The organism is Chryseobacterium fluminis, from assembly GCF_026314945.1.
Taxonomy (GTDB): Bacteria; Bacteroidota; Bacteroidia; order Flavobacteriales; family Weeksellaceae; genus Chryseobacterium; species Chryseobacterium fluminis.
Window position 1 is genome coordinate 3,820,772 of record NZ_CP111121.1, and the last position, 24,713, is coordinate 3,845,484.

Below are 24,713 nucleotides of genomic sequence, written 5' to 3' on the forward strand. Positions count from 1 at the left end.
TTTTATATCTGAGCCTTCTTTATTTAAAAGAAAACAGTTTTCAGGATTCTTCCTGTTCTTCTTCCGAAGAAGAGTCTTCCCATTCTCTGTTTTCGAAGCTAAGATTATCATAAGCCAGAAGATCCTCCTCACGCTGCAGAATTTCTCTTGTGGTAAACAGCATGATATCATTCTCTTCTGCTTTCAATTTGGCGAGCCTTCTTACGGAAGCCTTATCAATAGCCATGAATCTTTGTCCCAGGCGTCTTGCCGCATATTTTCTCATACCTGTTTCGTGAAGAACATCTACAGCCATATCTACAGCGGTGCCCAATGTTTCCCGGTAAATATTCTCGATACCGTTATTAAGATAATCATACGCATCAATCCTGTTTTTAGCCCTGACAAATATTTTGACATCAGGATAGTGTTCACGAACCAGGTCCGCAATGAATTTATTATCATTCGGGTCATCCAGACACAGAACCAATAATTCAGCATCTTCAATACCTGCGGCTCTCAGAATAGGAATACGGGTTGCATCGCCGTAATATACTTTGAAACCATAGCTTCGCAACAGTTTTACACGGTCAGAATCTCTGTCCAGAACCGTGGCCGGAATTTTATTAGCCTTTAAGAGCCGGCCAACTGTGCTTCCGAAATGCCCGAATCCTACAATAATGATTTTTTTCTGAGGAACTGCGCTGTCCAGAATATTAAAATCCTGCTCGCCTTCCGGTACCTCCTTAATGAACTTCGGAGTAATAAGTTTATCATTAATGATAAGCAGAAAAGGAGTAATACACATGGTAATTGCTGTGACGGCCATCATCTGAGCATTGAGTTCCGGACTCACAAGATAGAGGGTAGAGGCAAAATTAACCAGAACAAAGGAAAATTCTCCCACCTGCGAAAGAGCAAAGGCATAGAATAAACTCTGAGGGTTATCCATTTTAAAAAACTTCCCGATTGCCAACAACACCACAAATTTTATAATTAATACCGCAAAGACAGTACTGAAAATAAATACAGGATCCTGCTGGATAATGTTGAAGTTCATGGTAGAACCTACACTTACAAAAAACACAGCCAGCAGCAATCCTTTAAAGGGATCAATCTGAGCTTCAAGTTCATGACGGAACTCGCTGTTTGCAAGCATGACTCCCGCAAGGAAAGCGCCCAGGGCCGGTGAAAGGCCTATAGCGATCATCAGCTCTGAAACACCGATTACCAGAAATAATGAGGAAGCTGTTAAAAGTTCAGTCATTCCCGATTTTGAAACATATCTTAAAAACGGAACAAAAACATACCGCCCGAGCAGAATTAAGACAATAACGCCTAAAATTACTGTACCGGCCTGCATCCATTCGGGCAAGGTCTGGATGAGAACCTGGATTTCATTGTCAGCATGTCTTTCCTTATGATTAGCAATGATAGGTAAGATGGCAAGAATCGGGATCACGGCAATATCCTGAAACAGAAGGGTAGAGAAGGATGCCTCTCCGGCGAGTGTCTTAAGGCTGTTTTTCTCCTGTAAAGTCTGCAGAACGATAGCGGTAGAAGATAAGGCAAAGCACATGGCAATAGCAACAGCTTTGTCTATTCTCCAGCCGGCCCAGACAAATATGATAAAAAGTAAGGAAATGGTCAGAAGCATCTGGGTAAGCCCCAAACCAATAATTTTCTTCCGCATTTCCCAGAACTTTCTGGGCTCAAGCTCAAGGCCAACCAGAAATAAAAGCATGATCACTCCGAATTCACTCGCATGCATGATATCGTTGACATCCTTTCCGGTAAGTTTCAGAACATACGGACCGATAATAATCCCCCCTGCTATATATCCGATCACAGAGCTTAGCCCGAATTTTCGCGCCAGCGGAACCATAATAATGGCAACACCCAGGAAAATAAGAGTATTCATGGCTAAGGTAGATTCCATAAGTTAATTATTGATTAAGAAGTTGTACAAATTCTTTTTTATGAATAACGATTTCTTTTTTTGAAAGTTTATTAGCTTCATAAACCACTTTTATATTTTTGATATTGGCTTTGAAAACGTTCAGGGAAACGATCAGCCCGCTGATCAGTTCTTCTATCGTATACCGATAGGTCCCTTCTTTGGTAAAAGATCTTTCTTTGCCTCCTGTGGTGACGAGAATATGAATTTCTTTTCCTTCCAAAGGGTTATCCTGGCCGTCTTTAAGCCATTCACGATCAAAAACCTCGTCGATCCAGAGTCTTAATAAAGGGGGCATTCCGAACCATATTAACGGAAACTGGAAAATGAAACGGTCATAGTTCTGTAGTCTTTTTCGCTCCCGGAAGGCAGCAATATGAAAATCAGGGTATTCTTCGTAAAGATCCCTTAAGGTAAAATGCTGATGACGGACATAGAAGTTAATGATTTCCGCATTAGAGTTGGAGTGCTCTAAATAAGGATGTGCAAAGATAACCAACGTCTTCTTCATATACCTGTTTTTAGTAAAAATAGTGAATTTAAACTAAAATAACAGTGTTTCAATGAAAAATACCTGTTAAAAAAGGAAGACAAATTAATATTAAGGCCGGTTAATTACTTCTTTTACTTCGTCGAAAATATGATCTATAATACCTTTCAAATATTCTTTTGTGTAAATTATTTTTTTGCTCTCTTCAATGTCTTTCGGCAAATTGATATAATTTAGACTTGATAATAAAACTTCATCAGCGGTATAATGGTTTTCTGTAATTTTTGCGAGATCAGGTTTTCTATTATCATCATAAAATATAGTTATAACAATATTTTCCGAATTTTGAATCTGACTTTTTGATTGGTTGTAATGTACAACCTGCTTGTGTACAGATTTTAAAAGTTTTTGAGGCTTTGAGGTTGTTTTATAAGTATATACAGAAAATCCTCCGCGACCGTGTTCTTTTTTATTTTTATCAAACATCTCTATATTACCTTCTTTTATAGAAATACTGTAGTGGAGATAATCTTTCGAGGATAACGTGTCTATGTATTGATACTTTTCAATTTTTTCAGATAATTCTTTTTGTGCTGCCAGTGCAGCATTATTTTGACAAAAAAACATATTTGAAACAGTCAGAAATATGACCGTGAATAAAGTTCTATGATTAAATTGCACTTGAAATTAAGTATTTGATTACCATCCCCCCGATGCTCCGCCGCCGCCAAAGCTTCCGCCACCACCGAAGCCTCCAAATCCGCCACCTCCGGAACTGCCTCCACCAAAACCGCCCCCGAAACTTCCGGGGAAAGGAAAGAATCCTCCGGGATAGTTTCTGCGACCTCTTCTGCCGAGGATCACATCATCATCATCATCATTATTTCCACCTCTTCCTCCGCCTCTATTGCTGAATAAGAAAATGATAATAATAAAAATAATAAATGCAATGATAAAAATTTTTGTGATACTGCCCTTTCCGCCGTTTTCGGGATTTTCAACAGGCTTGAATTTTCCTTCCACGGCTTCCATAATAGCAGAGGTACCACGGTTGATCCCGTCATACCATTCTCCTTTTTTGAAATTCGGAGTGACAATATAATCTAAAATCTGTCCTGCAACCGAAGCCGTTAAATACTGTTCAACAGCTCTTCCCTGCTGGATTGACATCGTATGGTCTTCTGTAGCGATCAGAAAAACAACGCCATTATCAACATCTTTTTTCCGATCCCCCATTTTTCACCAAACATCGTCGCCAGAAAGTTGATATCTTCTCCTTTAGCAGAAGGGATGATGATAACTTCGATTTCAGTCGAGGTAGAATCTGCGAACTTTATAAGTTTATTGTTAAGCTCATTTTTTTCCTGTTCAGACAATAACTTTGCTTCATCATAAACAGGATATAAAACTGCGGGCTTTTCAGGAATTTTATACTGTGCTGATACAAAACTGTAAAAGCATAGTAATAAAAGTGAAAATAGTATTTTAGGAGAACGTAATCTCATTAGAAAGTTCGTTGTGGTTTTCTCCGGTCACCGGAAAATATTTTTTAAGTTCAACGCCTGTTTTAAGAATGGCACTTTTCATAGCCTTATAATAATTTCCTTTGGCAAATTCAGAAGTAATCTCATCATGAAGCTGATCCCAGTATGACTGATGTACTTTGTCATGTATTCCGGTATCCCCGATAATGGTAAGATACTTTTGCTCAAAGTTAACATGAAACAGCACGGCATTTCTGTGGGCAGTTTTATTCATACATAATTCTTCGAAGACCTTCACTGCAGCTTTTGCGTGATCGCCCTTCGTATTAGAATCGATGTGTACACGGATTTCACCGGTAGAATGTTCTTCTGCCGACCGAATAGCTTCCACTAGGGAAGCTATCTGTTGATCTGTAAGGAAACGGCTCATTATTCTGAGAATACATCAGGAGCTTTTTGAGCGCCTGCTTCCGCTTTGAAATAAGGTTTTTCCTTGAAATTGGTGAAATTTGCCAGGATATTGTTAGGAAACTGCTTGATCGAAGTGTTGTAATCTTTAGCAGCATCATTATAATAAACGGTTTCGCTTCTTATACTGTTTTCAATGGCGATATATTCCCTCTGGAAATTGAGATACTGCTGATCGGCTTTCAGATTGGGATATTGTTCTACAACAGCCATTAATCTGCTTAATGCACCTGATAATTCACCCTGTGCAGCCTGGAATCTTGCGATATCCTGTTCGGTCATATTGGTAGGGTCTACATTGATGGAAGTAGCCTTGGAACGGGCTTCAATTACTTTGGTTAATGTTTCCTGCTCAAATTTTGAATACGATTTTACCGTTCTTTCCAGGTTCGGAATCAGATTGGCTCTCTTTTGATAAACGGTCTCTACGTTTGACCATTTTGTATTAACGGTTTGTTCTTTATCCACAAAGCTATTGTAACCGCTCTTACCCCAGAAGAATAATACAGCAACAATAATAAGGAGAGCGATGCCAATAGTTCCGGCGCTCAGACAGCCCTTGTTTTTCATAAGTTTATTTTCTTTTAATTTTTTGTGCTAATCAAATATACAAATTATGTGCTAATTTTGTAAAAAATTATTTTAATGACAACAATAGTGGTGGCAATGGGAGAGAAAAACGAGATTGGTTTTAATAATCAGTTGCTTTGGCATCTTCCGAAAGATTTAAAACACTTTAAAGATCTCACGTCGGGGCATCCGGTTATAATGGGAAGAAAAACATATGAAAGTATCGGGAAGCCGCTTCCAAACCGTACGAATATTGTTGTTTCCAGGAAGAAAGACTGGTTTGAAGAGGGGATTCTGATTGTAGGAAGCATCAAGGAAGCAGTAAAGTTTGCAAAAAAGATCGATGAGGAAATTTTTATCATCGGTGGTGGAAACATTTATGAACAGACGATGGAAGCAGCAGACAGGTTAGAAGTTACTTTAGTGAAAGCTGATCTTGAAGCAGATGTATATTTCCCGAAGATTGATCCGAAAATCTGGAAAAAAACAGCCGAGACCGGTCATGAAAAAGACGATAGAAGCCAATATGATTTCTGTTTTCAGACGTACGAAAAGGTTGTTGGCTAATGGTGATTAGCTAATGGTCTTCTGAATGCTGAATATTTTTCAGGAAAGTTTTTACGATCAACTGTAAACGATCAACAATAAACAATCAAATTTGTTATCTTTGCACTTCTAAAATTTTATAATGAATAAGTACATAAAAATTGTAATTGCGGCGGTTCTTATACTTTTGGGACTCTATATGATGATTTTCACAAGAAATCTGGGATGGGGAATTGTGATCTTCCTCCTGGCTTCATCGCCTATTTTACTTTTCTTTAAAAATGAATATATTTTGCTGGCGTTCTGGCAGCTGAGAAAACAGAATATGGAGAAAGCGGCGGAATGGCTATCGAAAATTACAAACTATCAGTCTCAGCTTCACAAATCTCAGTATGGGTATTTTCATTATTTACTGGGATTAACGCAGGCTCAGGATCACCCGACAAAAGTGGAGCCTCTGATGAAAAAAGCATTGGAATATGGCCTGAATATGAAGCATGACAGAGCTATGGCCACTTTGAACCTTGCTGCGGCGGCGATTTCTAAAGGAAGAAAGCAGGAAGGTCAGAAATTGCTTGAAGAAGCCAAAAGACTGGACAGTGCCGGAATGATGGCCGATCAGATAAAAATGATGAAAGATCAGCTGAAAATGCCGACGATGCAGAAACATATGCACAATCCGAATATGAGACAAAGAGGAAAATTCTAAGCGGAATTTTTTAATTGAGAATATTGAAGTCCTGGTTTTCAGGACTTTTTCTGTTTTTGCTAGGCAGTTGTAATACCTTTTTTAATGGATTCATTATATTTCAGGCATCATGTAGCTGATCCGTTTCAGAGTCAGTATATCATCATTTTTATCTCATATTAAATGTTAACTGCTTTTTTTTACATTAATTTGCTCTAGGTGTATCTGAAATAAAATAAAGAAATAATAATGCCCGATCACATTTCAGAATTGTTTTCATACCCGTAAAATTTAGGAATCTGCCAGTGATATTTTACGGCCAGCGTCCGGATCGACACAATGAGCAGGATGGTAAAAACCTGAATAACAGTATACGAAAGGTGGGTAAGTTTGGTCAGGAGTAAAAAAGCCGAACCGCCGACGATACAGGCTGTTGCATAAATTTCTTTTCTGAAAATCAGAGGGATTCTGTTCAGCAGAATATCCCGTATAATTCCTCCGAAACATCCGGTAATGGTGCCCAATCCTATACATATTAAAGGATGGATATCTGCATTAAGGCCCTTCTGAACCCCGATAATGGTAAATAACCCAAGCCCGAAGCTGTCGAAAATAAATAATGTGACTTTAAAGTTCTTTTCAAATGACTTAAAAATCATTGTAAAGATACTGGTCAGAATAATTAAAGCGCAGGTGAGAAGATCATGCATCCAGAAAACCGGAATGTCAAGCAAAAGATCCCTTACCGTTCCGCCACCCACAGAGGTTACAAATGCAATGATAAGTACACCGAAGGGATCAAGACGTTTTTGCATGGCTGCAAAACTTCCCGACATGGAAAAGGAAATCGTTCCGAGTACTTCTATGGCAAAATTAAGCTGTTCGTGCATACATTTATATGGGTAATTGGTAATCAATGATAGCAAAATTACTCATTACCCCATTACTAATTAATTAAACTCTCACCGAGTCCGGAACCAGTAATTCATATTCACCTCCGTGGTTAATGATTTCTCTTACAATACTGCTACTGATAAAAGATTTTCCCGATGAGGTCAGTAAAAATACCGTTTCCAGTTTTTTATGTGCTAAAGTTCTGTTGGTATGGGCTATTGCTTTTTCAAATTCAAAATCGGCAGGATTTCTTAAGCCACGCAGAATATACTGTGCATTTTTTTCGAAGCAGTAATCTACGGTCAGGCCTTCAAAATAATCAACTTCCACATTCGGAAACTCAGCTACGGAATTCTGGATGAATTCCATTCTTTTCTCCATCGGGAACATATATTTCTTCTGAGAGTTTTGTCCGATGGCGATAATTAATTTATCAAAAAGCGGAGCTGCTCTCTCTATAATATCATAATGTCCTAAGGTAATGGGATCAAACGACCCCGGGAAAACGGCAATTTTCATGCGTATATAGTTATAAGTTATGAGTTATCAATTATAGGTTGCAATTGTAAATGGTGAATTCTCAATTTTGAATTTTGTATTCTGCCATTATCAATCATATTAATTTCTAACTTCTAATTACTAATTTCTGAATTTATTTAAAGCTTTTTCAACCTCGTTTCCACAAAGGTCCGTGATAGAAATTCCGTAAATCTTCGCCTGCTGGGGAAGAATACTTGCAGGAGAAAATCCCGGGTTTGTATTCATTTCAAGCATATAAGGAATACCGTTCATCAGAATAAACTCACTTCTCGAAAAACCGCTCATCCCAAGAGAGTCGTACGCTCTTTTTGAAATTTCCTCTACTCTGATTCTTGTTTCATCATCAATTCTGGCCGGTGTGATTTCTTCCGAAGCACCTTCGTACTTAGCTTCATAATCGAAGAATTCATTCTGCGGGACAATTTCGGTGATCCCTAAAACAATCGTTTCCCCTTTATAATCGATAACTCCGACTGATACTTCCATTCCGTCGAGAAAACTTTCAATTAAAATCTCATCATCTTCTTTAAACGCAACTTCCGCTGCAGCCACTAGTTCAGACTTCTCTTTCACTTTCGAAATTCCCAGTGAAGAGCCGGACTGGTTTGGTTTAACAAAAACAGGAAGACCAAGATTTTCTACAATCTCATCCACATTGATTTCTTCACCTTTTCGTAAATAAACACTCTTTGCAGAAGGAATCCCGTATTTTGATAATACGGCCAGCGTATCTTTTTTGTTGAATGTTAAGGCACTTTGGTAAAAGTCACAACCGGTATAGGCCTGTCCTATGGCATCCCAGTAAGCCTGGAGAATACCATTTTCACCCGGTGTACCGTGAATAATATTGAAACAGACATCGAATTTTAGTGTTTTGTCAGTACCCAGTGTTACAGAAAAATCCCCTCGGTTAATATCATATTTTCTGTCATCTTCGCCTAAAAAGTACCATTCATCTTTAAGGATAACGACTTTATATACTTCATAAAGATCTCTGTCTAAAGAATCATAAATTAATTGACCGCTTTTCAGAGAGACCACATATTCGTCAGAATAGCCCCCATCACTACGGCAACTTGTTTTTTGCTCATAACCATATAGTATCAATTAGGGCAAATTTAATCATTTTATATAATGGAATACGCAAATTCTGAAATTTTAAAATCAAAAGTGAAATGTGTTAAATAAAAAGCATGTTCTAAAATTATTAATTATATTTGCTGTCTAATTATAGTCATTTTAAGTATGCTTAAATCACTTTTCAATTGGAAAGTTTTACTGAACTTAGTCGTAGCCATAGGTGTTTTTGTGGGGTTGGTCTGGCTTACATTTCGTTGGTTAGAATACCATACTAATCATGGTCAGGAAATACCGGTCCCCAATGTTGTTAACAAATCTGTACATGAAGCGGTAAAAATCCTGGATGATGCAGGATTGGAATATGAGGTAGACAGTTTTAAATACGATCCTAAATACAGACCTTTTCAGGTACTGCAGGTATATCCTGCGCCAGGCTCACGAGTAAAAGACGGAAGAGCCATCCAGATTAAGGTAAATCCGAGAACCTGGGCTCCCGTTGCAGTTCCTGACGTCATCAATAAATATGCAGGACTGGCTTTCAGAAGACTGGATCAGGTGGGACTTAAAGTAGGAGATACGATCTACGAGCCGAGCATCCAGAAAGATGCGATCATCAGATTATTATTTAAAGGAAATGTGATACAGCCTAAATCCCTGCTTCCGAGATTCTCAACAGTAGATGTGGTCATCGGATCGGGACCTATGCGAAATATTTCAATTCCGAATGTAGTGGGATTAACGGTGAAAGAGGCAAGACAGGTGATCGCCAGAAGCATGTTTGAAGTGGGACTTGTAGAGCACGAAGACGGATCGAAGGATGAATCTGATATTATCTATTATCAGGATCCTGCTTCAGGTGATGTCAGGGACCAGGGAATGCAGATGGATCTCTGGGCAAGTAAGAAAACACCGGCAGAATTAAGCTCTAAGATCGAGCAGCTGAACTCCATTTACCGGATGAAAGTAGATACCGGTCTGCCTCCGGTGCAATATCAGGAAGTTCATCAGGAACCCGTATATGAACCGGTAGCACCTCCGCCTGCACCAAGAAGAGAAGTGCCGAAAACGGAACCTGCCAAAACCGATGCAAGGCCAGCCAGTGGGAAACCGGCAGCAACATCTGAGAGTAAGCCTAAATCGTCAACAACGGGAAGTAATTCAGGTACAGGAAATGCTAAACCTGCCAATACACCGCCTGCTGAAAAGCCAAAGGCGAAAAAGGTAATCATAGATTAATCAGGATAATTAACATATAATGATCAGGCTTCAACTTTAAATGTTGAAGCCTTTTGTATAAAAATAAAAGCAATGACAGAAGATAACGAAGATTTTTTAGATGAAGAATTGTTAAATATCACGGGTATTGATATTGATGAGGAAAACAGCGGATTGTATGAGCATCTGAATATCACAGTTGATAAAAAGCAGGAGCCGCTGAGGATCGATAAATTCCTTTTCATCTACCGTCAGAATTCTTCAAGAAATAAAATTTCACAAACCTGCAGAGCCGGAAATGTCGTGGTTAACGGAACTCCGGTGAAGCAGAATTACCGTGTAAAACCCGGTGATCAGATTTCTGTTTTACTCACACATCCACCGAGAGAGAATGTCATTATTCCTCAGAACATTCCGATCAATATTATTTATGAAGACGATGATCTCGTAGTGGTAGATAAAGAACCGGGAATGGTAGTGCACCCGGGATTTGGAAACTGGGACGGGACATTGGTGAACGCATTGGCGTACCATTTCGAGCAGAACAATGAAAAATCTGACCTGGACAGGGTGGGCCTGGTGCACAGAATTGATAAGGATACATCAGGGCTGCTGGTCATTGCAAAAAACGAATATGCCTTGAGTTTCCTGGCTAAACAGTTTTTTGAACGAAAAACTAAAAGATTATACTGGGCTTTTGTCTGGGGAAATGTGCAGGATGACGAAGGAACCATCACAGGACATATCGGAAGACATCCTAAAAACAGAATGCAGATGCATACCTATGTAGACGGAAGCCAGGGAAAACATGCCGTAACGCATTATAAAGTGCTTGAAAGATTCAGATATATGACCTGGGTAGAATGTAAGCTGGAAACCGGCAGAACCCATCAGATCAGAGCGCACTTTAAACATATCGGCCACACGCTCTTTAATGATGAAAGGTATGAAGGACACACCCCGTTAAGAGGGATTAATCTGCCTAAGTATAAACAGTTTATAAAAAATGTGTTTGAAATACTGCCCAGACATGCCCTGCATGCCCATACTTTAGGATTTATACATCCGACGACGAAGAAAGAATTGTATTTTGAAAGCCCAATGCCCAAAGATATGGCGGATGCTGTAAAAAAATGGAGAAATTATTTAGAAAACTAAAAATATATTGAGAATTTTTTTATATTTGTTGAATTGAAATCAAGATTTGTTATGAGAAAACTATATGCTATCGTGTGTTTGGCTCTTTTGTCAAATGCATATAAAGCACAAGAAACATTACCATACTATCAACAATATCTCTTGGATGGTGAGTTCCTGTTCAACCCTGCACAATACGGTAAAACAGACTACGTACAGCTAAATCTCAACTATCAACAACAATTTTCAAAATTCAGCGAATCTCCAAATGTACAATCAGTGGGGATTAATGCGAATATTTTTGATAGAGTGGGTGCTGGTCTTTCTGTTTTCAGAGATAGCAATGGTCCTATTTCTGCAGGAGGAATCACTGCGGGAGCTTCTTATTTTATTCCTTTGAGCAGTGAAGGAGACCGAAAAGATCAATTCTCTTTCGGTACAAGTGTAAGCATGTATAACATGAATTTTGATTATTCAAAAATTAATACTGAAGATGCATCAGACCCGTTATTACAGGGAAGCGAAAGTAATATCTTCATGGCCTATGCCAACTTTGGAGTTGCCGCTACGTACAGAAATATCTTTGCCGGAGTTTCCGTTAATGATATCGCTTTAACAAATGATGAGTCTATTGTAAACGGACGTGAGCCTTCTCCGATTAAGTTTTTCTTAAACTTAGGATATGACTGGCATTTTGCAGACAATATGTATGTAACCCCATCAGCTTTAATTAATTTAAATACCAACTCTACCAGAACGATTGATTATAACTTAATGGCAACATTTTTCAATGATATCAATGCATTTTCTTTTGGAGTAAGTTACCGATCTGTTCAAAACAGATTCGATAGCCAGCAGTTAAGTATTTCCCCGATTGTTAAAGTAAGATTTAACAAATTTATGGTGGGTGCTACTTATAACCTGGGAATGTCTGACATCCAGGAGTATGGAGGAAACAGCTTCATGTTGGGAGTAGGATATAACTTTGATAACTTCATTAATCACAGAGGTTATAGATATTAATCGATTTAATTTAAATAAATTTGAGCTCTGAATTTTCAGAGCTTTTTTTATGATTTATATTCACATTCCGTTCTGTAAGCAGAAATGCAGCTATTGCAATTTTCATTTTTCTACCTCTTTAAATTTTAAGGAGGAAATGATAGCGGCCATGAAAAGGGAAATCTTTTTACGGAAAGACGAATTGCAGAACAAAAATTTACAGTCACTTTACTTTGGAGGCGGAACGCCATCCATCCTTTCAGGTGATGAAATTCATTCTTTAATTGATGAGGTTTTAAAATATTTCAGTTTCGACAGAGATATCGAGATTACTTTAGAGGCAAATCCCGATGACCTGGATAAACATTTTCTGAAGACTTTATCCGGATCTCCTGTTAATCGACTGTCTGTAGGTACGCAGAGCTTTTTTGACGAAGATCTCAGGTTGATGAATCGTGCCCATAATGCTTCCGAAGCAGAAGGCTCTATCAAAAGAGCTCAGGATTTTGGATTTGAGAATTTAAGTATTGATCTTATTTACGGTTCGCCCACTTCCAGTCTTGAGATCTGGAAAGAGAATTTAAATAAAACCATGGCATTGGAAATTCCTCATATTTCATCTTATGCCTTAACGGTTGAACCCAAAACTGCCCTTGAAAACTGGATTGCAAAGGGAAAAGTTGTAAATCCCAAAGAAGAAGAACAGAATAAAGAATTCTATTATATGATTGATTTTCTGAAAGATCATCATTTCGAACATTATGAAATTTCGAATTTTGCGAAACCCGGTTTTCATTCTAAACACAATTCTGCTTACTGGAAATATAATGAATACCTGGGAATAGGTCCGTCAGCGCATTCGTATAACGGATTCGATACACGAAGCTGGAATGTTGCCAATAATCCGCAGTATATAAAAAAAATACATGCCGGTCTGCTGGCCAAAGAGGAAGAGATCCTTTCAAAGGAAGACCAGTTCAATGAGATGATGATGATCGGGCTCAGGACCGTATGGGGCGTAGATCTGGAAAACGTGAGAAATAAATTTCCTGAAAGAATGATTGAAAAGCTTTACACCGGCATTACCCATAAACTGGAAGACGGTCTGTTAACCATAGAAAATGACCATCTTAAAATCCCAGAAAAGCATTGGTTTATGGCGGATGGAATTGCAGCTGACTTATTTATTGTTTAGTCGCAAAGTCATAAAGCGTAAGAATGGTTGCGGAACAATGTTAAAACTTGGGTATCCGGTATCCAACAAATTCACTATTTTTGTATAAAATTTCAACTCAATTTTGAAAACTAAAAAGCAAAATTATTCGCACCTTTCAAAGAGCCAGCCAATCGGCATTTTCGACAGTGGGGTGGGAGGTTTGACAGTGGCTAAGGAGATCAAGAGACTTCTTCCCAATGAAGACCTGATTTATTTTGGAGATACCAAACATCTTCCTTACGGTGAAAAATCCAAAGAAGCCATTATAGAGTATTCTACCAAAATCACCGACTTTTTATTGCAGCAAAATTGCAAGGCCATTGTAATTGCGTGTAATACAGCGACGGCCAATGCTTTGAAGGAAGTAATGGAATCGGTTGCCGGTAAAGTTCCGGTAATCGATGTAATAAATCCTGTCGCTGAGAAAGTTTCATACGAAATTCATAATAACGTAGGAGTCATTGCGACTAAGGCAACGGTAAATTCAGGACTTTATAAAAAAAGCATAAGAAAACATAATAAATGGATCAAAGTAGACGAGCTGGCCACTCCATTACTGGTGCCTGCTATTGAAGAAGGTTTTAAAAATCATCCGATTACCCATTCCATAATTTATAATTATTTAAGTAACAGTAAGTTAAAAAATATAGAAACATTGATTTTGGGCTGTACGCATTATCCTCTTCTTATTGATGAAATAAAGCAATACTACGGAAACCGGGTCCGGGTCATAGACTCGCCGAATATTGTCGCCAATCATCTGAAAATCATCCTGGATAAGTATGATCTGTTGAATGAAAGCAATCCTAAACCCAATTATCAGTTTTACCTTTCGGATATCACTAAAAATTTTGAAAAGATCTCGAAAAAATTCTTTGGAAAAACGATCGACTTAGAATTAAAAGTACTATAAAACAGAAGCTGTTTCATTCAACAGGAAACAGCTTTTTTTACTCCTTTTTTTACGTCGGCATAATTTCAAACGGAATGGCTGCAAAAAAACACTCAGGATTACATTTCCAGAGTATCTGTTTCTTCTTTATTCGGTTCAAAAAAGCTGAAACTTACATTTCCGTATTTTCTGCTGTCAATAAGATTGGGATGGTCGAATTTCATCCGGCTTTGATGCTCAACGACCAGAATTCCATTGGATTTTAAATATTTATTGTTTAAAACCAGTGAGATTAATTCGTGGTATTTTTTTTCTTCCATTTCAAAAGGAGCATCAGAGAAGACGATCTCAAAAGATTTTTTATTCCTGAATTTTTTAAGCCAGTCAAAAACATCACCTCGCTGTACATTTACCTGTAAGCTGAATCCCAGCTCTGAAGCCGTAGAATTCAAAAATGAAGTGTGTTTGGGATTCATTTCCACGGAAGTGATATCCTGACAGCCCCGTGATGCAAATTCAAAGCTTATAGAACCTATTCCGGCAAACAGGTCAAGTACAGAAATCGACTGCATGTCATACGTATTCTCCAGAATACTGAACAAAGCTTCCTTTGCAAAGTCTGTAGTAGGTCTTACATCAAAATTTTTAGGAGCTGCTATTTTCTTGGCTTTCCACTTGCCTGAAATTATTCTGTACATAAATGGTTGGGTTTTGGGTTAGGTAATGGAGCAGCTCAGAAATAAGTCTTTTGATCTGCCACCTGCCACCTAATTTAGGATGAAGTTTTTGGTCGGAATATTATCAAATACAATTTTCAGATTTTTTACAAATTTCTGTAATTCCGAAATAAAAGTTTCGTTTTCAGTAGTTTCACCATAAGCAAAAAAATTGGTTTCATTAATTCCAAAACCGATTTTACTTAATGTAAACATGACAAAATAAAGAAAATCAACTTCCGAATTCACATCCAGGTTATTGTATAAAATGAGTTTTTTGTTATCTATTGCAAAAAATTCGCACTGATGATGATATAGATTAATATGAATCTCTTTTTTGCTTTTATGATGAATTGAATTTAAAAATCTTTCTCCTGAAAAGTTAAAGTGAACAGGAAAGGCAAGTTCTTTGATCTTCTTATAAAATTTTTTGGGGAACGTATAATAAAACTGGATACCGAATTTCTTGTTTACAGAAAGCATAAGTTCTTCATTTTCCCGTTCGACGTGAGCATTGTAGGAAATGAGATCATATCCTGCATCATGCTCGGAAAAACCTTCTGGCATCAGGGTGAAATGATTCAGTGCCGAAATGACCTGAATTTCATCAAATCTCTGTTTAAGTAAAACCTCATCCAGCTTTTCATCAATGAAATTTTCCGGAGACTCTTCGTTAACAAAATAAGACTTTTCTTCCAAAATGCTTTTATTCTTCACAATTTGGTAGATGAGCCCGTCTTTGGTAAAAAGTAAATTAAGTACGTTCATATTTCAATTCCTGCAAATTTAGTGAAATTCTACCATTACCGCACCCGATTGATGGTGAAGTATTTCCTTATTATAAAAATCCAGATGACTCTGGCTCTCCAGAACATCCAGAACCATTCTCTGTAAAACGCCGTCACCAATACCGTGAACAATCTCCAGCCTCTTCAGATTATTTTTCCTGCAGAATGCAATAACCTGCAGTAATTTTTCTTTCTGCATGAAGAGCCTTTCAAAACTGTCGTATTCATTAGGATATTTTACTAAATTATGAAAATGGAGGTCTAAAACCAAATGATTTTTCTGATGTTTTTTAGAAATTACTTTCCGGGGCTCGGCTTTTTTGATGACTTTAATATTTTCATAGAGATCAACATCTTTAGGAACAAGTTTGTCTTTTGGGTATTGATACGTAAATCCGTAGATATCTTTAAAAACAACCATATGATCATGAACCGAGGTTATCACTCCGCTCAGATCCTCATCTACTACCGAAACTTTATCACCGATCTTCATAATACCTTAGAATTTTGATCCGAGTTCAATAATTTCCAGATCTTTCACTTCACTTCCGTCAATCGTGAAGCGCATCATCGTTCTGGTTTTGTGCCAGCCCTGTTTTCCACATGCTCCCGGATTTAAATGAAGCAGATTATTTTTCTGATCAAACATGGCTTTTAAAATATGAGAATGTCCTGAGATAAAAAGTTTCGGCGCCTTTTCGGTAATCTCTCTCTTAGCGGCCGGAGTATACTTTCCGGGGTAACCGCCGATATGAATCATCAGAACTTCCACATTTTCACAGAAAAAACGGTTTACCTCGGGAAATTCTGAACGGATTTCTGCATTGTCGATATTTCCGTACACTCCTCTTAAAGGCTTTATTTTCTCAAGCTGTTCGATCACATCCGTACTTCCGAAATCTCCGCCGTGCCATATTTCATCAGCCTGACCGGCATATTCTAATATGCGGTCATCGATGTAAGAATGAGAGTCGGAAAGGAGGAGGATTTTTGTCATTAACTCAACTGTTTGAATCTGCAAATTTACTCAATAATACTGAATTGATTAACTTTGGAAAAATTAAAAAATGAAACAGAAAATTTCTTTTTTCTTTCTTCTCCTGGCGGTAGGGCTTTTTAATGCACAGATTGAAGAGAGAAAGCTGGACGAACTGATCCGAAATACCTTAAAAACGTTCGATGTACCCGGAATGTCCGTAGGCGTTATCAAAGATGGTAAAGTGATTTATTCTAAAGGTTTTGGTGTACGCTCATTAACGACAAAGCAGCCCATGGACGATCAGACCTTAGTGGGGATTGCGTCCAATTCCAAAGGCTTTACCTGTACGGCATTGGCCATACTGGCAGATGAAGGGAAGCTGGACTGGGATGATAAAGTGTCACAATATATTCCCGAATTTCAAATGTATGATCCTTATGTTTCTCAAAACATCACCATCAGAGATCTGGTGACGCACAGAGCCGGATTGGGTCTTGGACAGGGCGATTTAATGTTCTTTCCAGAAGGCGGAAATCTTACGGTAAACGATATCGTTCACCATGTAAGGTATCTGAAGCCTGAAAATCCGTTCAGAACGACATTAGATTATAATAATATTATGTTTATTGTGGCGGGAGACGTTATTCACAGAGTTTCCGGTCTAAGCTGGGCAGATTTTATTGAACAGAGAATTATGAAGCCTGTCGGGATGACTTCCAGCTTCGGAAGCTACAGCAGGGCAAAAGCAGTTACCAATAAAATTGATGCCCATGCGCCTGTAGACGGTAAAGCGGTCGCAGTTCCGCATGATTGGAATGAGACGGCCAATGCGGCAGGAGGAATTATGAGTAATATCAAAGACATGACGACCTGGGCAGAATGTCTGATGAATAATTTTACCACAAAAGACGGTAATAAATTAGTTTCGGATAAAAATGTTCAGCAGCTCTGGAGTCTGCAGATTCCGGACAGGGTCGCTGCAAAAAATCCATATGATACAAGCTTTTACGGATATGGGATGGGCTGGTTTCTAAGTGATGTGAAAGGTCACAAACAGGTTCAGCACACCGGCGGATTAATCGGTACCGTTACTCAGTTTACCATAATTCCGGATCTGAAGCTGGGAATTGTGGTGCTAACCAATCAGCAGTCCGGGGCGGCCTTCAATACCATTACCAATACGGTGAAAGATGCTTACCTGGGAATTGCAGACAGAAACTGGCTGAAAAATTACGGAGACAGAATGGAAAAAGCGGAGGAGGAATTTGCCAGGCAGAAGAAAGAAGCCTTTGCCCAATCAGAGGCCTTCAGAAAGGATAAAACTCTTCAGCCTAAAGCGGAGCAGTTTGTAGGAACATATCATGATGTCTGGTTCGGAGATGCTGAGATTTCCCCTCAGGGAAATTCTTACCGAATATTCTGCAAAAGCTCTCCACGACTGAAGGGAGAATTGCTTCCGTATTCAAATAATACCTTCATCATAAAATGGGACGACAGAAGTTATGATGCTGATGCCTATATTATTTTTGATTATGATGAGAACGGCATAGCACAGGCTGCACGGTTAAAACCAATTTCTGAAGTAACGGATTTCAGTTTTGATTTTGAGGATCTGGATTTCAAAAAAAAGTAAATGATACCAAAAAGCTCCAATAAAAGTTGGAGCTTTTGATTATTAAAAGTATTGTTTTTCTGTACCGTAGCCTTTAAAAATAGGTTTTCGTGAAGCTTGACAATACGCTTTAAGAAAATTTAATTTTAATTTTTAATAAATTTTTTAATAACATCACCGATCTGGATTATGTAGTTTCCTTTTATAAGCTGGCTTACATTGACCGTATTTCTTTCTATTCTGCCTGATACAATGAGATTTCCTGCCATATCGAAAATTTTATAATCTTTTGACTTAACATTTGCTACCGTAAGATATTCTTTGGCGGGATTTGGGTAAACTGAGATTTTATTCTTATTAGTTTGTTCAGAAACTGATAATGCTGCTAGGTCTGTTTTCAGTAATGAACCTGAGAAGAAATCTGAAACGAATATTGTTTTTTCCTTTGTAATAATTCCTGAAGGATAAATAAATTCACTGGAAGCAATACCCACAGACAGGACGGGGTTGGGCTGGGTGATATTGAATTTAGAAACTTTAGCAGCATCGGCTTCACATACAAATATTTCATTACCATAATGGCTAATACCTGAAGGGTAGCTTAAGCCCTGAACCACTGTTGTTGGTGCACCGGAACTGTTTAAGCTGACCTTTGAAACTTTACCCTGAAATCTTTCGGTAAAGTACAAGTCATTTCCTACAATTTCAATGTCAAACGGTGAAGCTGCGGACGCTATATCTTTCACTTGAGGATTGGGTTGAGTGACATCTATTTTGGCAATCTTATTATCTCCTTCGAGAGCTATATACAGATCATTTCCCGAAAACTCCAATCCTATGGGGCTGCTGATGTTGGAGAGCATAATTTCAGCACTTGTACCGGAGCCGTTGAGATTAAATTTAGATATCCTGTTTGCTCCGAACTCGGAAATATATAAAGTATGATCTTTCAGTGCCAGCCCGTAGGGTCTGTTAACACCGGTTACCACATCAGTAGGGGGCAAACCCGGCTGACTCAGGTTTATCTTCACTATTTTATTCAGCTCGTAGAGACCGATATACATTGTATGACCATCTATTACCATGGGATTCGGAGAGGAAAGATCGGTAATAAAGACAGTGGCTGTCGCCTGTGATTGCATTTTACTTCCGCTTAAAAGGAGTAGAAATAGGATGAAATAAAATTGTTTTTTCATATTATTTTTATTTAGAATAAATATTAATAACAAAATTATCTTATCCGTTATAAAAACGCAAGAGTGTAAACATGATATTTTCCCATGATTTTGAAGTCTGTACAGAAGTTTTTATAGTAGGGATTATAAGGCTGGCCAATTACTTAATTATATTTAGATCTTTTTGTACCCGCGACCATTCAGAATGTAAATGCTGTTTTTCAAAGTGCTTAAGGTCAGTCATCCGCTTACGATTATTATACCGGATGCCTGAATTGAGTTTCTGCTGGCAGAGTGAGCAGGCATGGGCAAAATGAGTGTCTGTTTCACCGAGACCGTTGGTGCCGTTTATGACACAGTTGGCGTTCAGGCAATGACTGATCCTGAACATATGTCCGATTTCGTGCGAACTGATCTTTATTAATCTCTCCAGACCTTTGTTAAAATTGGATTCCGTAAGGCTCCAGTCTGCAAAGCGGTACATTGAAGTTAGCCGACTCCGCCTGCATGGGAAGCCAGCCCAAAGACATAATTCCATTCAGGCTTTGGAAAAAGATCTCTTTCCGTAATTCCCATCACTACCACTGCATCATCCGGCTTACGGTTCATCAGAATACTGTCGAGAACATATCCTGCTAACACCTGTCCCTGCGCGTCTCTGAAAATTCTTTTGACAGACTTCGGGAAAATATTATTGGACAGAATGGGAAGAATCTTTGTTTCCAGTTGAAAATAAGCTTTTAAATACTCTCTGGTCAGAACAATTTCTTTTTGCTGCAGGTCATTAAATTTTCCGATAGGCTGCAGGTAAATTATATTTTTTCTATTAACGGGAATTATTTTCCGGGTCTTTTGAAATTCGGCAAAGGTCTGGAATGTTTCACTCCGGCTGTACCTCCATTCTCCGGGCTGAGGATCAGAGAGCTTCACGTCATAAAATGAAATTTTATCGAAATAAGTTACATGCTTCTTTTGGCATGAACAGAAGAGTAAGAAAGTAAAACAATACAGTAGTTTTATAATAATGCTAGATTTTCCCGGGTTCATAAAAGAATAAAAGCTTCTTACGGGCGCCGTCAAACTCAGACCACGAATTGCAGTCGATCTCAAAACCTGCAACACCGCAGGTCGGGAAATGAAAAATATTTTCCGACATAGAATTCGCAAAATTAGAAATACCATTGTTGTGAGAGAAAAAAGCCACCGAATCATGGCGATCATCCAGATCGTAAATGACAGATTCGAAATTTCGTTCCAGAGGATTATACAGTTTCTCGTTGGTGGTAATACTGGTATTATACGTCTGATTAAAAATTTCACATGTATTTAATGCGCGTACTGCCGGGCTCGATACGAGGTAATCTATCGAAATGTTGTTTGTTTTTAAAAAACGGGACATGTTTATGGCATCTTCTAAACCCTTGTCTGCCAAAGGTCTGTCGAAGTCTTCCGTTTCTTCAGGCCAGTCGCTTTTGGCATGTCTTACGAGGATGAGTTTCTTCATATTATTGCTTTTTGGAGAATTAAAAATATAAAAAAAATAATGGAATAAAACATGATTTATAAAAAAAACTGTGTTACGGATAAAATGACTAAATTTTCTTAAATTTGCAGACTTATGGGACAGATCATTGCAATAGACTATGGAAAGGCCCGTTGTGGTATCGCTGCGACGGACGATATGCAGATCATTGCGAGTGGTCTCGATACGGTACAGACTCAATCATTAGTTGAATTTTTGAAAAAATATTTCACTGATAATAAAGTAGATGATGTGGTTATCGGGCTTCCCGTAGATTTGAAAGGAAATATTTCTGAAATCGAAAAGGACATTTTAAAGTTCATAGATATTTTTAAAAAAGAGTTTCCGACCATTCAGGTTCATCGTTTTGATGAAAGATTTACATCCAAGATGGCCTCATTTTTTATTTCTCAGAGTGGAAAGACCAAAAAAAAGAGGCAGGAAAAGGGATTAATAGATAAAGTAAGCGCAACTATCATATTGCAGAATTTTTTAGAACAAAGAACAAGATGATTTTACCAATAAGAGCCTTTGGGGATCCTGTTTTGAGAAAAGTGGGAAAGGATATAGAAAAAGATTATCCCGAATTACAGGAATTGATTGAAAATATGTTCGAAACGATGAATAGTGCAAATGGCATAGGTTTGGCCGCACCGCAGATCGGTCTGGATATTCGTCTGTTTGTAATCGATGTTTCTCCGCTTGCGGATGATGAAGATTATGAAGATATTAAAGATGAGCTGAAAGATTTTAAAAAAGTTTTCATCAATGCTAAAATTCTTGAAGAATCCGGTGATGAGTGGAAATTTAATGAAGGGTGCCTTTCGATTCCGGACGTAAGAGAGGATGTAAAAAGAAAAAGTACCATTCTTATCGAATATTATGATGAAAATTTCGTTAAGCATACGGAAACTTTTTCCGATATTAGAGCCCGCGTAATTCAGCATGAGTATGACCATATTGAAGGTACGCTGTTTACCGACCATTTAAGTTCTCTAAAAAAGAAACTGGTGAAAGGGAAGCTGACGAAAATCTCTCAGGGTGATGTAAGCATTAACTACAAGATGAGATTTCCAAAATAATAATTGAAGTAAAAACAAAAAAAATATAGAGTAAAAGGTTACCATACCAGGCTTGTCAGGTATGAAGACTGATTGCAGAAATTAAAAAAATAAAATTATGCTGTTAGAAAAAATAATTTCAATCTCTGGAAAACCAGGACTTTACAAATTAGTTTCTCAATTAAGAAGCGGATTCATTATTGAAGATGTAACGAGTAAGAAGAAAGTAAGTATCGGAAATTCAAGCCAGGTAAGCTTGTTGGATAATATCGCGATGTTTACATTTGATAAGGAAGTTCCTTTGTTTGAAGTTTTTGAAAATATTGCCAAGAACTACGATTATAAAGAGGCTATCCCTCATAAATCGTCTGACGCTGAGCTGAAAGAATTCATGACGGCTTCATTACCTAACTATGATACAGAGAGGGTATATGCTTCCGATATCAAAAAACTGGCTCAGTGGTATAATATCCTTCAGAAAGCAGGATATATTACTCCGGAGAGCTTCGTAAAAGCAGAACCTGAAACTTTAGACGGTGAACCTGCTGAAGAGGTAAGCTTAGAAACTGAAGCGACTAAAAAAAGTGCAGCTCCGAAGACTGAAAAGCCCGCAGCTCCAAAAGTAAAAGCTACTTCTGCAGCAAAAGCAGCTCCTAAAAGTACGCATACCAAGAAAGGATAATTCATTCTTTTAAATTATCATATAAACCTTGTCAGAAATGATGAGGTTTTTTGTTTTTATGCCCGGTTTCCCTTAATGATCTGATCAGATAAAACTGCGTTAGGGCGTTTTATTCCGGACAGGAGCCATCAAAAAGATTTACCTTAAATTTGTATCACTAGAATTCTTATTTATGAATACCAAACAGGAAAAACTGGAAGCATTCGGAAGATTATTGGATATTATGGATGATTTGCGCGAAAAATGTCCGTGGGATCAGAAGCAGACCTTAGAATCTCTCCGGCATCTGACCCTGGAGGAGACCTACGAACTTTCCGATGCTATTCTGCAGAATGACCTGCAGGAAATAAAAAAGGAGCTTGGAGATGTGCTTCTCCACCTTGTTTTTTATGCGAAAATAGGCTCTGAAAAAGAAAGCTTTGATATGGCAGATGTCATCAATTCCCTCAATGAGAAACTAATTTTCCGCCATCCGCATATTTACGGAGACACAAAGGTGAAAGATGAAGAAGAAGTAAAGCAGAATTGGGAAAAACTGAAACTGAAAGAAGGCAATACTTCGATTCTGGGCGGTGTTCCGAAAAGCCTCCCGAGTCTGGTAAAAGCGTACAGAATCCAGGATAAAGTAAAAGGAATCGGTTTCGAATTTCATGATGCCGAAGATGCCTGGAAAAAAGTAGATGAAGAGATTCAGGAATTTCATCTGGAAACAGATCCTGATAAAAAAGAACAGGAATTAGGAGACGTTTTCTTTTCATTGATCAACTATGCCCGGATCTCAGGAATTAACCCTGACTCTGCCTTAGAAAGAACAAATCTGAAGTTTATTGCCAGATTCCGGAAAATGGAAAGCCTGGCTTTACAGAAAAATATAATGCTTGCCGATATGTCTCTGGAGGAAATGGATGTTCTGTGGGAAGAAGCCAAGAAAATTTTAAATGAAGATCAGTAATCCTACGACGCACAGATTTCAATATCTGCTTGAATTTAAGCAGACGGAAAGGAAATGGCATTTCCCCTTCCTGGCTGCATTATGTATCGGGAGCTGCCTGTTCATTGGGTATTTTCTTGGAAAGCCTAATTATGGAGCGCTTTCAAGTCTGGGCGCATTAACGATTTTATATTTTACATCGGCTCACATTACCCAGAAAATGATCCATCTCGCGATCTGTGCATTCGGAATCGTATTTTCTTTTACCATAAGTTCATTTTTTGCATTTAATATTTATTTTGCAGCAGTATCGGTCGGAATTATTTCGTTTTTAGCTCACTTTATTTCATCGTATTTTAAAATCCCGCCACCCGGAAATTTTTTCTTTATCATGGTGGCTGCCATGGCCAGTACGTATACCTTTGATCTGGAATTAATTCCCACAAGAGTAGGACTGGTTGCCATGGGGGCAATCCTGTCGTGCTCATTTGCCTTTATATATTCGGTCTTCATTGAAAAAAGTCGGGTGGTAACCGTGCCGAGAAGAGCTTTTAACAAACGAAGATATACCAAGTTTGTCGAAAGTGCCATCATCGGTTTCTTTATGGCGCTGACTTTAGTGATCGGCCATCTTTTACAGTTTAAAAATACATACTGGATTTCTATTGCTGCTGTTGCGATTATCCAGGGGCGAAACTTTGAACATGTGCGACAGAGGAATATGCACCGGATTTTGGGAACGTTCATAGGAATTGGTTTTGCATGGATTATTTTATTATTTAATCCCGATAAGATTATGATGATCGTCATCATCACCATATTGCAGTTTGTCATTGAGCTTCTGATTGTAAGAAATTACGGTCTTGCAGTAGTTTTTATCACTCCGCTGACGATTCTGCTGGCAGAAACCGGAAGCGATATTCATCATAATGTTGAAAATCTGATGCAGGCAAGACTTATCGATACGATTATCGGAAGTTTCATGGGGCTGACGGCTGGATTTTTCCTCCATCATCAGCAGATTATTAATAACTTAGAGAAAAATATAAGGTTCTCTTATTTCCAGTTTAAAAAATTAAAAAAATAGAT

The 24,713-nt window shown here is 38.2% G+C and carries 28 protein-coding genes and 2 pseudogenes; 13 read left to right on the forward strand and 17 right to left on the reverse strand.

All coding sequences use genetic code 11. The features are described 5' to 3' along the window. Positions 1-40: 40 nt before the first annotated feature. The 6 genes and pseudogenes from ODZ84_RS17495 to ODZ84_RS17520 form a co-directional block, all read right to left on the reverse strand. A complete protein-coding gene (locus tag ODZ84_RS17495; RefSeq protein WP_266173668.1) occupies positions 41-1,918 on the reverse strand; it encodes a monovalent cation:proton antiporter-2 (CPA2) family protein in 1,878 nt (625 codons plus the stop codon). 7 nt (positions 1,919-1,925) lie between these two features. Continuing rightward, positions 1,926-2,447 (reverse strand): NAD(P)H-dependent oxidoreductase, encoded by a 522-nt coding sequence (locus ODZ84_RS17500; RefSeq protein WP_266173669.1) that lies wholly within the window; start codon positions 2,445-2,447, stop codon positions 1,926-1,928. Positions 2,448-2,537: 90 nt separating this feature from the next. Further along, complete coding sequence (locus ODZ84_RS17505) at positions 2,538-3,053, reverse strand: hypothetical protein (protein ID WP_266173670.1); 516 nt, start codon at positions 3,051-3,053, stop codon at positions 2,538-2,540. Between the two features lie 72 nt (positions 3,054-3,125). Beyond that, a pseudogene (locus tag ODZ84_RS17510) lies at positions 3,126-3,931 on the reverse strand (TPM domain-containing protein). Next, positions 3,912-4,340 carry a TPM domain-containing protein gene (locus ODZ84_RS17515; RefSeq protein ID WP_323136768.1) on the reverse strand — a complete coding sequence of 143 codons (429 nt, stop codon included), beginning with the start codon at positions 4,338-4,340 and terminating at the stop codon, positions 3,912-3,914. The pseudogene ODZ84_RS17510 and the gene ODZ84_RS17515 overlap by 20 nt, the downstream one beginning before the upstream one ends. After that, a complete protein-coding gene (locus ODZ84_RS17520; protein ID WP_266173671.1) occupies positions 4,340-4,948 on the reverse strand; it encodes a LemA family protein in 609 nt (202 codons plus the stop codon). The genes ODZ84_RS17515 and ODZ84_RS17520 overlap by 1 nt, the downstream gene beginning before the upstream one ends. A 75-nt stretch (positions 4,949-5,023) precedes the next feature. Here ODZ84_RS17520 and ODZ84_RS17525 point away from each other — a divergent pair, with 75 nt between their 5' ends. Together ODZ84_RS17525 and ODZ84_RS17530 are read left to right on the forward strand one after the other, a co-directional pair. Continuing rightward, positions 5,024-5,515: a dihydrofolate reductase gene (locus ODZ84_RS17525; RefSeq protein WP_266173672.1), complete on the forward strand. Its 492-nt coding sequence runs from the start codon at positions 5,024-5,026 to the stop codon at positions 5,513-5,515. A 121-nt stretch (positions 5,516-5,636) separates the two neighbouring features. Next, a complete protein-coding gene (locus ODZ84_RS17530; RefSeq protein ID WP_266173673.1) occupies positions 5,637-6,203 on the forward strand; it encodes a DUF2892 domain-containing protein in 567 nt (188 codons plus the stop codon). A 236-nt stretch (positions 6,204-6,439) separates the two neighbouring features. Here ODZ84_RS17530 and ODZ84_RS17535 read toward each other — a convergent pair whose 3' ends face one another. The 3 genes and pseudogenes from ODZ84_RS17535 to ODZ84_RS17545 all read right to left on the reverse strand — a co-directional run bounded on the left by ODZ84_RS17535 (position 6,440) and on the right by ODZ84_RS17545 (position 8,707). Then, entirely contained in the window at positions 6,440-7,072 is a 633-nt protein-coding gene (locus tag ODZ84_RS17535; RefSeq protein ID WP_266173674.1) for a trimeric intracellular cation channel family protein, read from the reverse strand. A 64-nt stretch (positions 7,073-7,136) separates the two neighbouring features. Next, entirely contained in the window at positions 7,137-7,595 is a 459-nt protein-coding gene (gene coaD, locus ODZ84_RS17540; RefSeq protein WP_266173675.1) for a pantetheine-phosphate adenylyltransferase, read from the reverse strand. A gap of 120 nt (positions 7,596-7,715) precedes the next feature. Then, a pseudogene (locus ODZ84_RS17545) lies at positions 7,716-8,707 on the reverse strand (D-alanine--D-alanine ligase). A 154-nt stretch (positions 8,708-8,861) separates the two neighbouring features. On the opposite strand from ODZ84_RS17545, the gene ODZ84_RS17550 reads away from it, so the two are divergent. The 5 genes from ODZ84_RS17550 to murI all read left to right on the forward strand — a co-directional run bounded on the left by ODZ84_RS17550 (position 8,862) and on the right by murI (position 14,179). Beyond that, positions 8,862-9,932 (forward strand): PASTA domain-containing protein, encoded by a 1,071-nt coding sequence (locus ODZ84_RS17550; RefSeq protein WP_266173676.1) that lies wholly within the window; start codon positions 8,862-8,864, stop codon positions 9,930-9,932. Between the two features lie 72 nt (positions 9,933-10,004). Further along, positions 10,005-11,069: an RluA family pseudouridine synthase gene (locus ODZ84_RS17555; protein ID WP_266173677.1), complete on the forward strand. Its 1,065-nt coding sequence runs from the start codon at positions 10,005-10,007 to the stop codon at positions 11,067-11,069. Positions 11,070-11,120: 51 nt separating this feature from the next. After that, positions 11,121-12,071, forward strand: coding sequence for a PorP/SprF family type IX secretion system membrane protein (locus tag ODZ84_RS17560; RefSeq protein ID WP_259112989.1), 951 nt, complete (start codon positions 11,121-11,123; stop codon positions 12,069-12,071). A gap of 49 nt (positions 12,072-12,120) precedes the next feature. Beyond that, the gene (hemW, locus tag ODZ84_RS17565; RefSeq protein ID WP_266173678.1) at positions 12,121-13,245 is read left to right on the forward strand and encodes a radical SAM family heme chaperone HemW; all 1,125 of its coding nucleotides are present in this window, start codon (positions 12,121-12,123) and stop codon (positions 13,243-13,245) included. Between the two features lie 103 nt (positions 13,246-13,348). Continuing rightward, complete coding sequence (gene murI, locus ODZ84_RS17570) at positions 13,349-14,179, forward strand: glutamate racemase (RefSeq protein ID WP_266173679.1); 831 nt, start codon at positions 13,349-13,351, stop codon at positions 14,177-14,179. Between the two features lie 98 nt (positions 14,180-14,277). On the opposite strand, the gene ODZ84_RS17575 is transcribed toward murI, so the two are convergent. From ODZ84_RS17575 to ODZ84_RS17590, 4 genes are all read right to left on the reverse strand, one after another. Beyond that, entirely contained in the window at positions 14,278-14,856 is a 579-nt protein-coding gene (locus ODZ84_RS17575) for an RsmD family RNA methyltransferase (RefSeq protein WP_266173680.1), read from the reverse strand. 69 nt (positions 14,857-14,925) lie between these two features. After that, a complete protein-coding gene (locus ODZ84_RS17580; RefSeq protein ID WP_266173681.1) occupies positions 14,926-15,642 on the reverse strand; it encodes a DUF3822 family protein in 717 nt (238 codons plus the stop codon). A gap of 18 nt (positions 15,643-15,660) precedes the next feature. Beyond that, positions 15,661-16,155: a Smr/MutS family protein gene (locus ODZ84_RS17585; protein ID WP_266173682.1), complete on the reverse strand. Its 495-nt coding sequence runs from the start codon at positions 16,153-16,155 to the stop codon at positions 15,661-15,663. Between the two features lie 6 nt (positions 16,156-16,161). Further along, positions 16,162-16,659 carry a metallophosphoesterase family protein gene (locus tag ODZ84_RS17590; protein WP_266173683.1) on the reverse strand — a complete coding sequence of 166 codons (498 nt, stop codon included), beginning with the start codon at positions 16,657-16,659 and terminating at the stop codon, positions 16,162-16,164. A gap of 70 nt (positions 16,660-16,729) precedes the next feature. Between ODZ84_RS17590 and ODZ84_RS17595 the strand changes: the two genes are divergently transcribed. Beyond that, positions 16,730-18,274: a serine hydrolase gene (locus tag ODZ84_RS17595; protein ID WP_266173684.1), complete on the forward strand. Its 1,545-nt coding sequence runs from the start codon at positions 16,730-16,732 to the stop codon at positions 18,272-18,274. A gap of 125 nt (positions 18,275-18,399) precedes the next feature. Here ODZ84_RS17595 and ODZ84_RS17600 read toward each other — a convergent pair whose 3' ends face one another. The 4 genes from ODZ84_RS17600 to ODZ84_RS17615 all read right to left on the reverse strand — a co-directional run bounded on the left by ODZ84_RS17600 (position 18,400) and on the right by ODZ84_RS17615 (position 20,932). Continuing rightward, positions 18,400-19,449, reverse strand: a complete 1,050-nt coding sequence (locus ODZ84_RS17600) for a T9SS type A sorting domain-containing protein (RefSeq protein ID WP_266173685.1) — start codon at positions 19,447-19,449, stop codon at positions 18,400-18,402. Between the two features lie 139 nt (positions 19,450-19,588). Further along, a complete protein-coding gene (locus tag ODZ84_RS17605) occupies positions 19,589-19,912 on the reverse strand; it encodes a zinc metalloprotease (protein WP_266173686.1) in 324 nt (107 codons plus the stop codon). Between the two features lie 5 nt (positions 19,913-19,917). Further along, on the reverse strand, positions 19,918-20,358 hold the full coding sequence (locus ODZ84_RS17610; protein WP_266173687.1) for a zinc metalloprotease: 441 nt from the start codon (positions 20,356-20,358) through the stop codon (positions 19,918-19,920). A 97-nt stretch (positions 20,359-20,455) separates the two neighbouring features. Beyond that, positions 20,456-20,932 (reverse strand): SixA phosphatase family protein, encoded by a 477-nt coding sequence (locus ODZ84_RS17615; protein WP_266173688.1) that lies wholly within the window; start codon positions 20,930-20,932, stop codon positions 20,456-20,458. A 114-nt stretch (positions 20,933-21,046) separates the two neighbouring features. Between ODZ84_RS17615 and ruvX the strand changes: the two genes are divergently transcribed. The 5 genes from ruvX (at position 21,047) to ODZ84_RS17640 (ending at position 24,711) form a co-directional block, all read left to right on the forward strand. Next, on the forward strand, positions 21,047-21,463 hold the full coding sequence (ruvX, locus tag ODZ84_RS17620; protein ID WP_266173689.1) for a Holliday junction resolvase RuvX: 417 nt from the start codon (positions 21,047-21,049) through the stop codon (positions 21,461-21,463). Further along, complete coding sequence (gene def / locus ODZ84_RS17625; protein WP_266173690.1) at positions 21,460-22,032, forward strand: peptide deformylase; 573 nt, start codon at positions 21,460-21,462, stop codon at positions 22,030-22,032. Before ruvX ends, def begins: the two co-directional genes overlap by 4 nt. Before the next feature lie 97 nt (positions 22,033-22,129). Then, complete coding sequence (locus ODZ84_RS17630) at positions 22,130-22,693, forward strand: DUF5606 family protein (protein WP_266173691.1); 564 nt, start codon at positions 22,130-22,132, stop codon at positions 22,691-22,693. A gap of 172 nt (positions 22,694-22,865) precedes the next feature. Next, a complete protein-coding gene (gene mazG, locus ODZ84_RS17635) occupies positions 22,866-23,645 on the forward strand; it encodes a nucleoside triphosphate pyrophosphohydrolase (protein WP_266173692.1) in 780 nt (259 codons plus the stop codon). Beyond that, entirely contained in the window at positions 23,632-24,711 is a 1,080-nt protein-coding gene (locus ODZ84_RS17640; protein WP_266173693.1) for an FUSC family protein, read from the forward strand. The genes mazG and ODZ84_RS17640 overlap by 14 nt, the downstream gene beginning before the upstream one ends. The last annotated feature ends 2 nt before the right edge of the window (positions 24,712-24,713 follow it).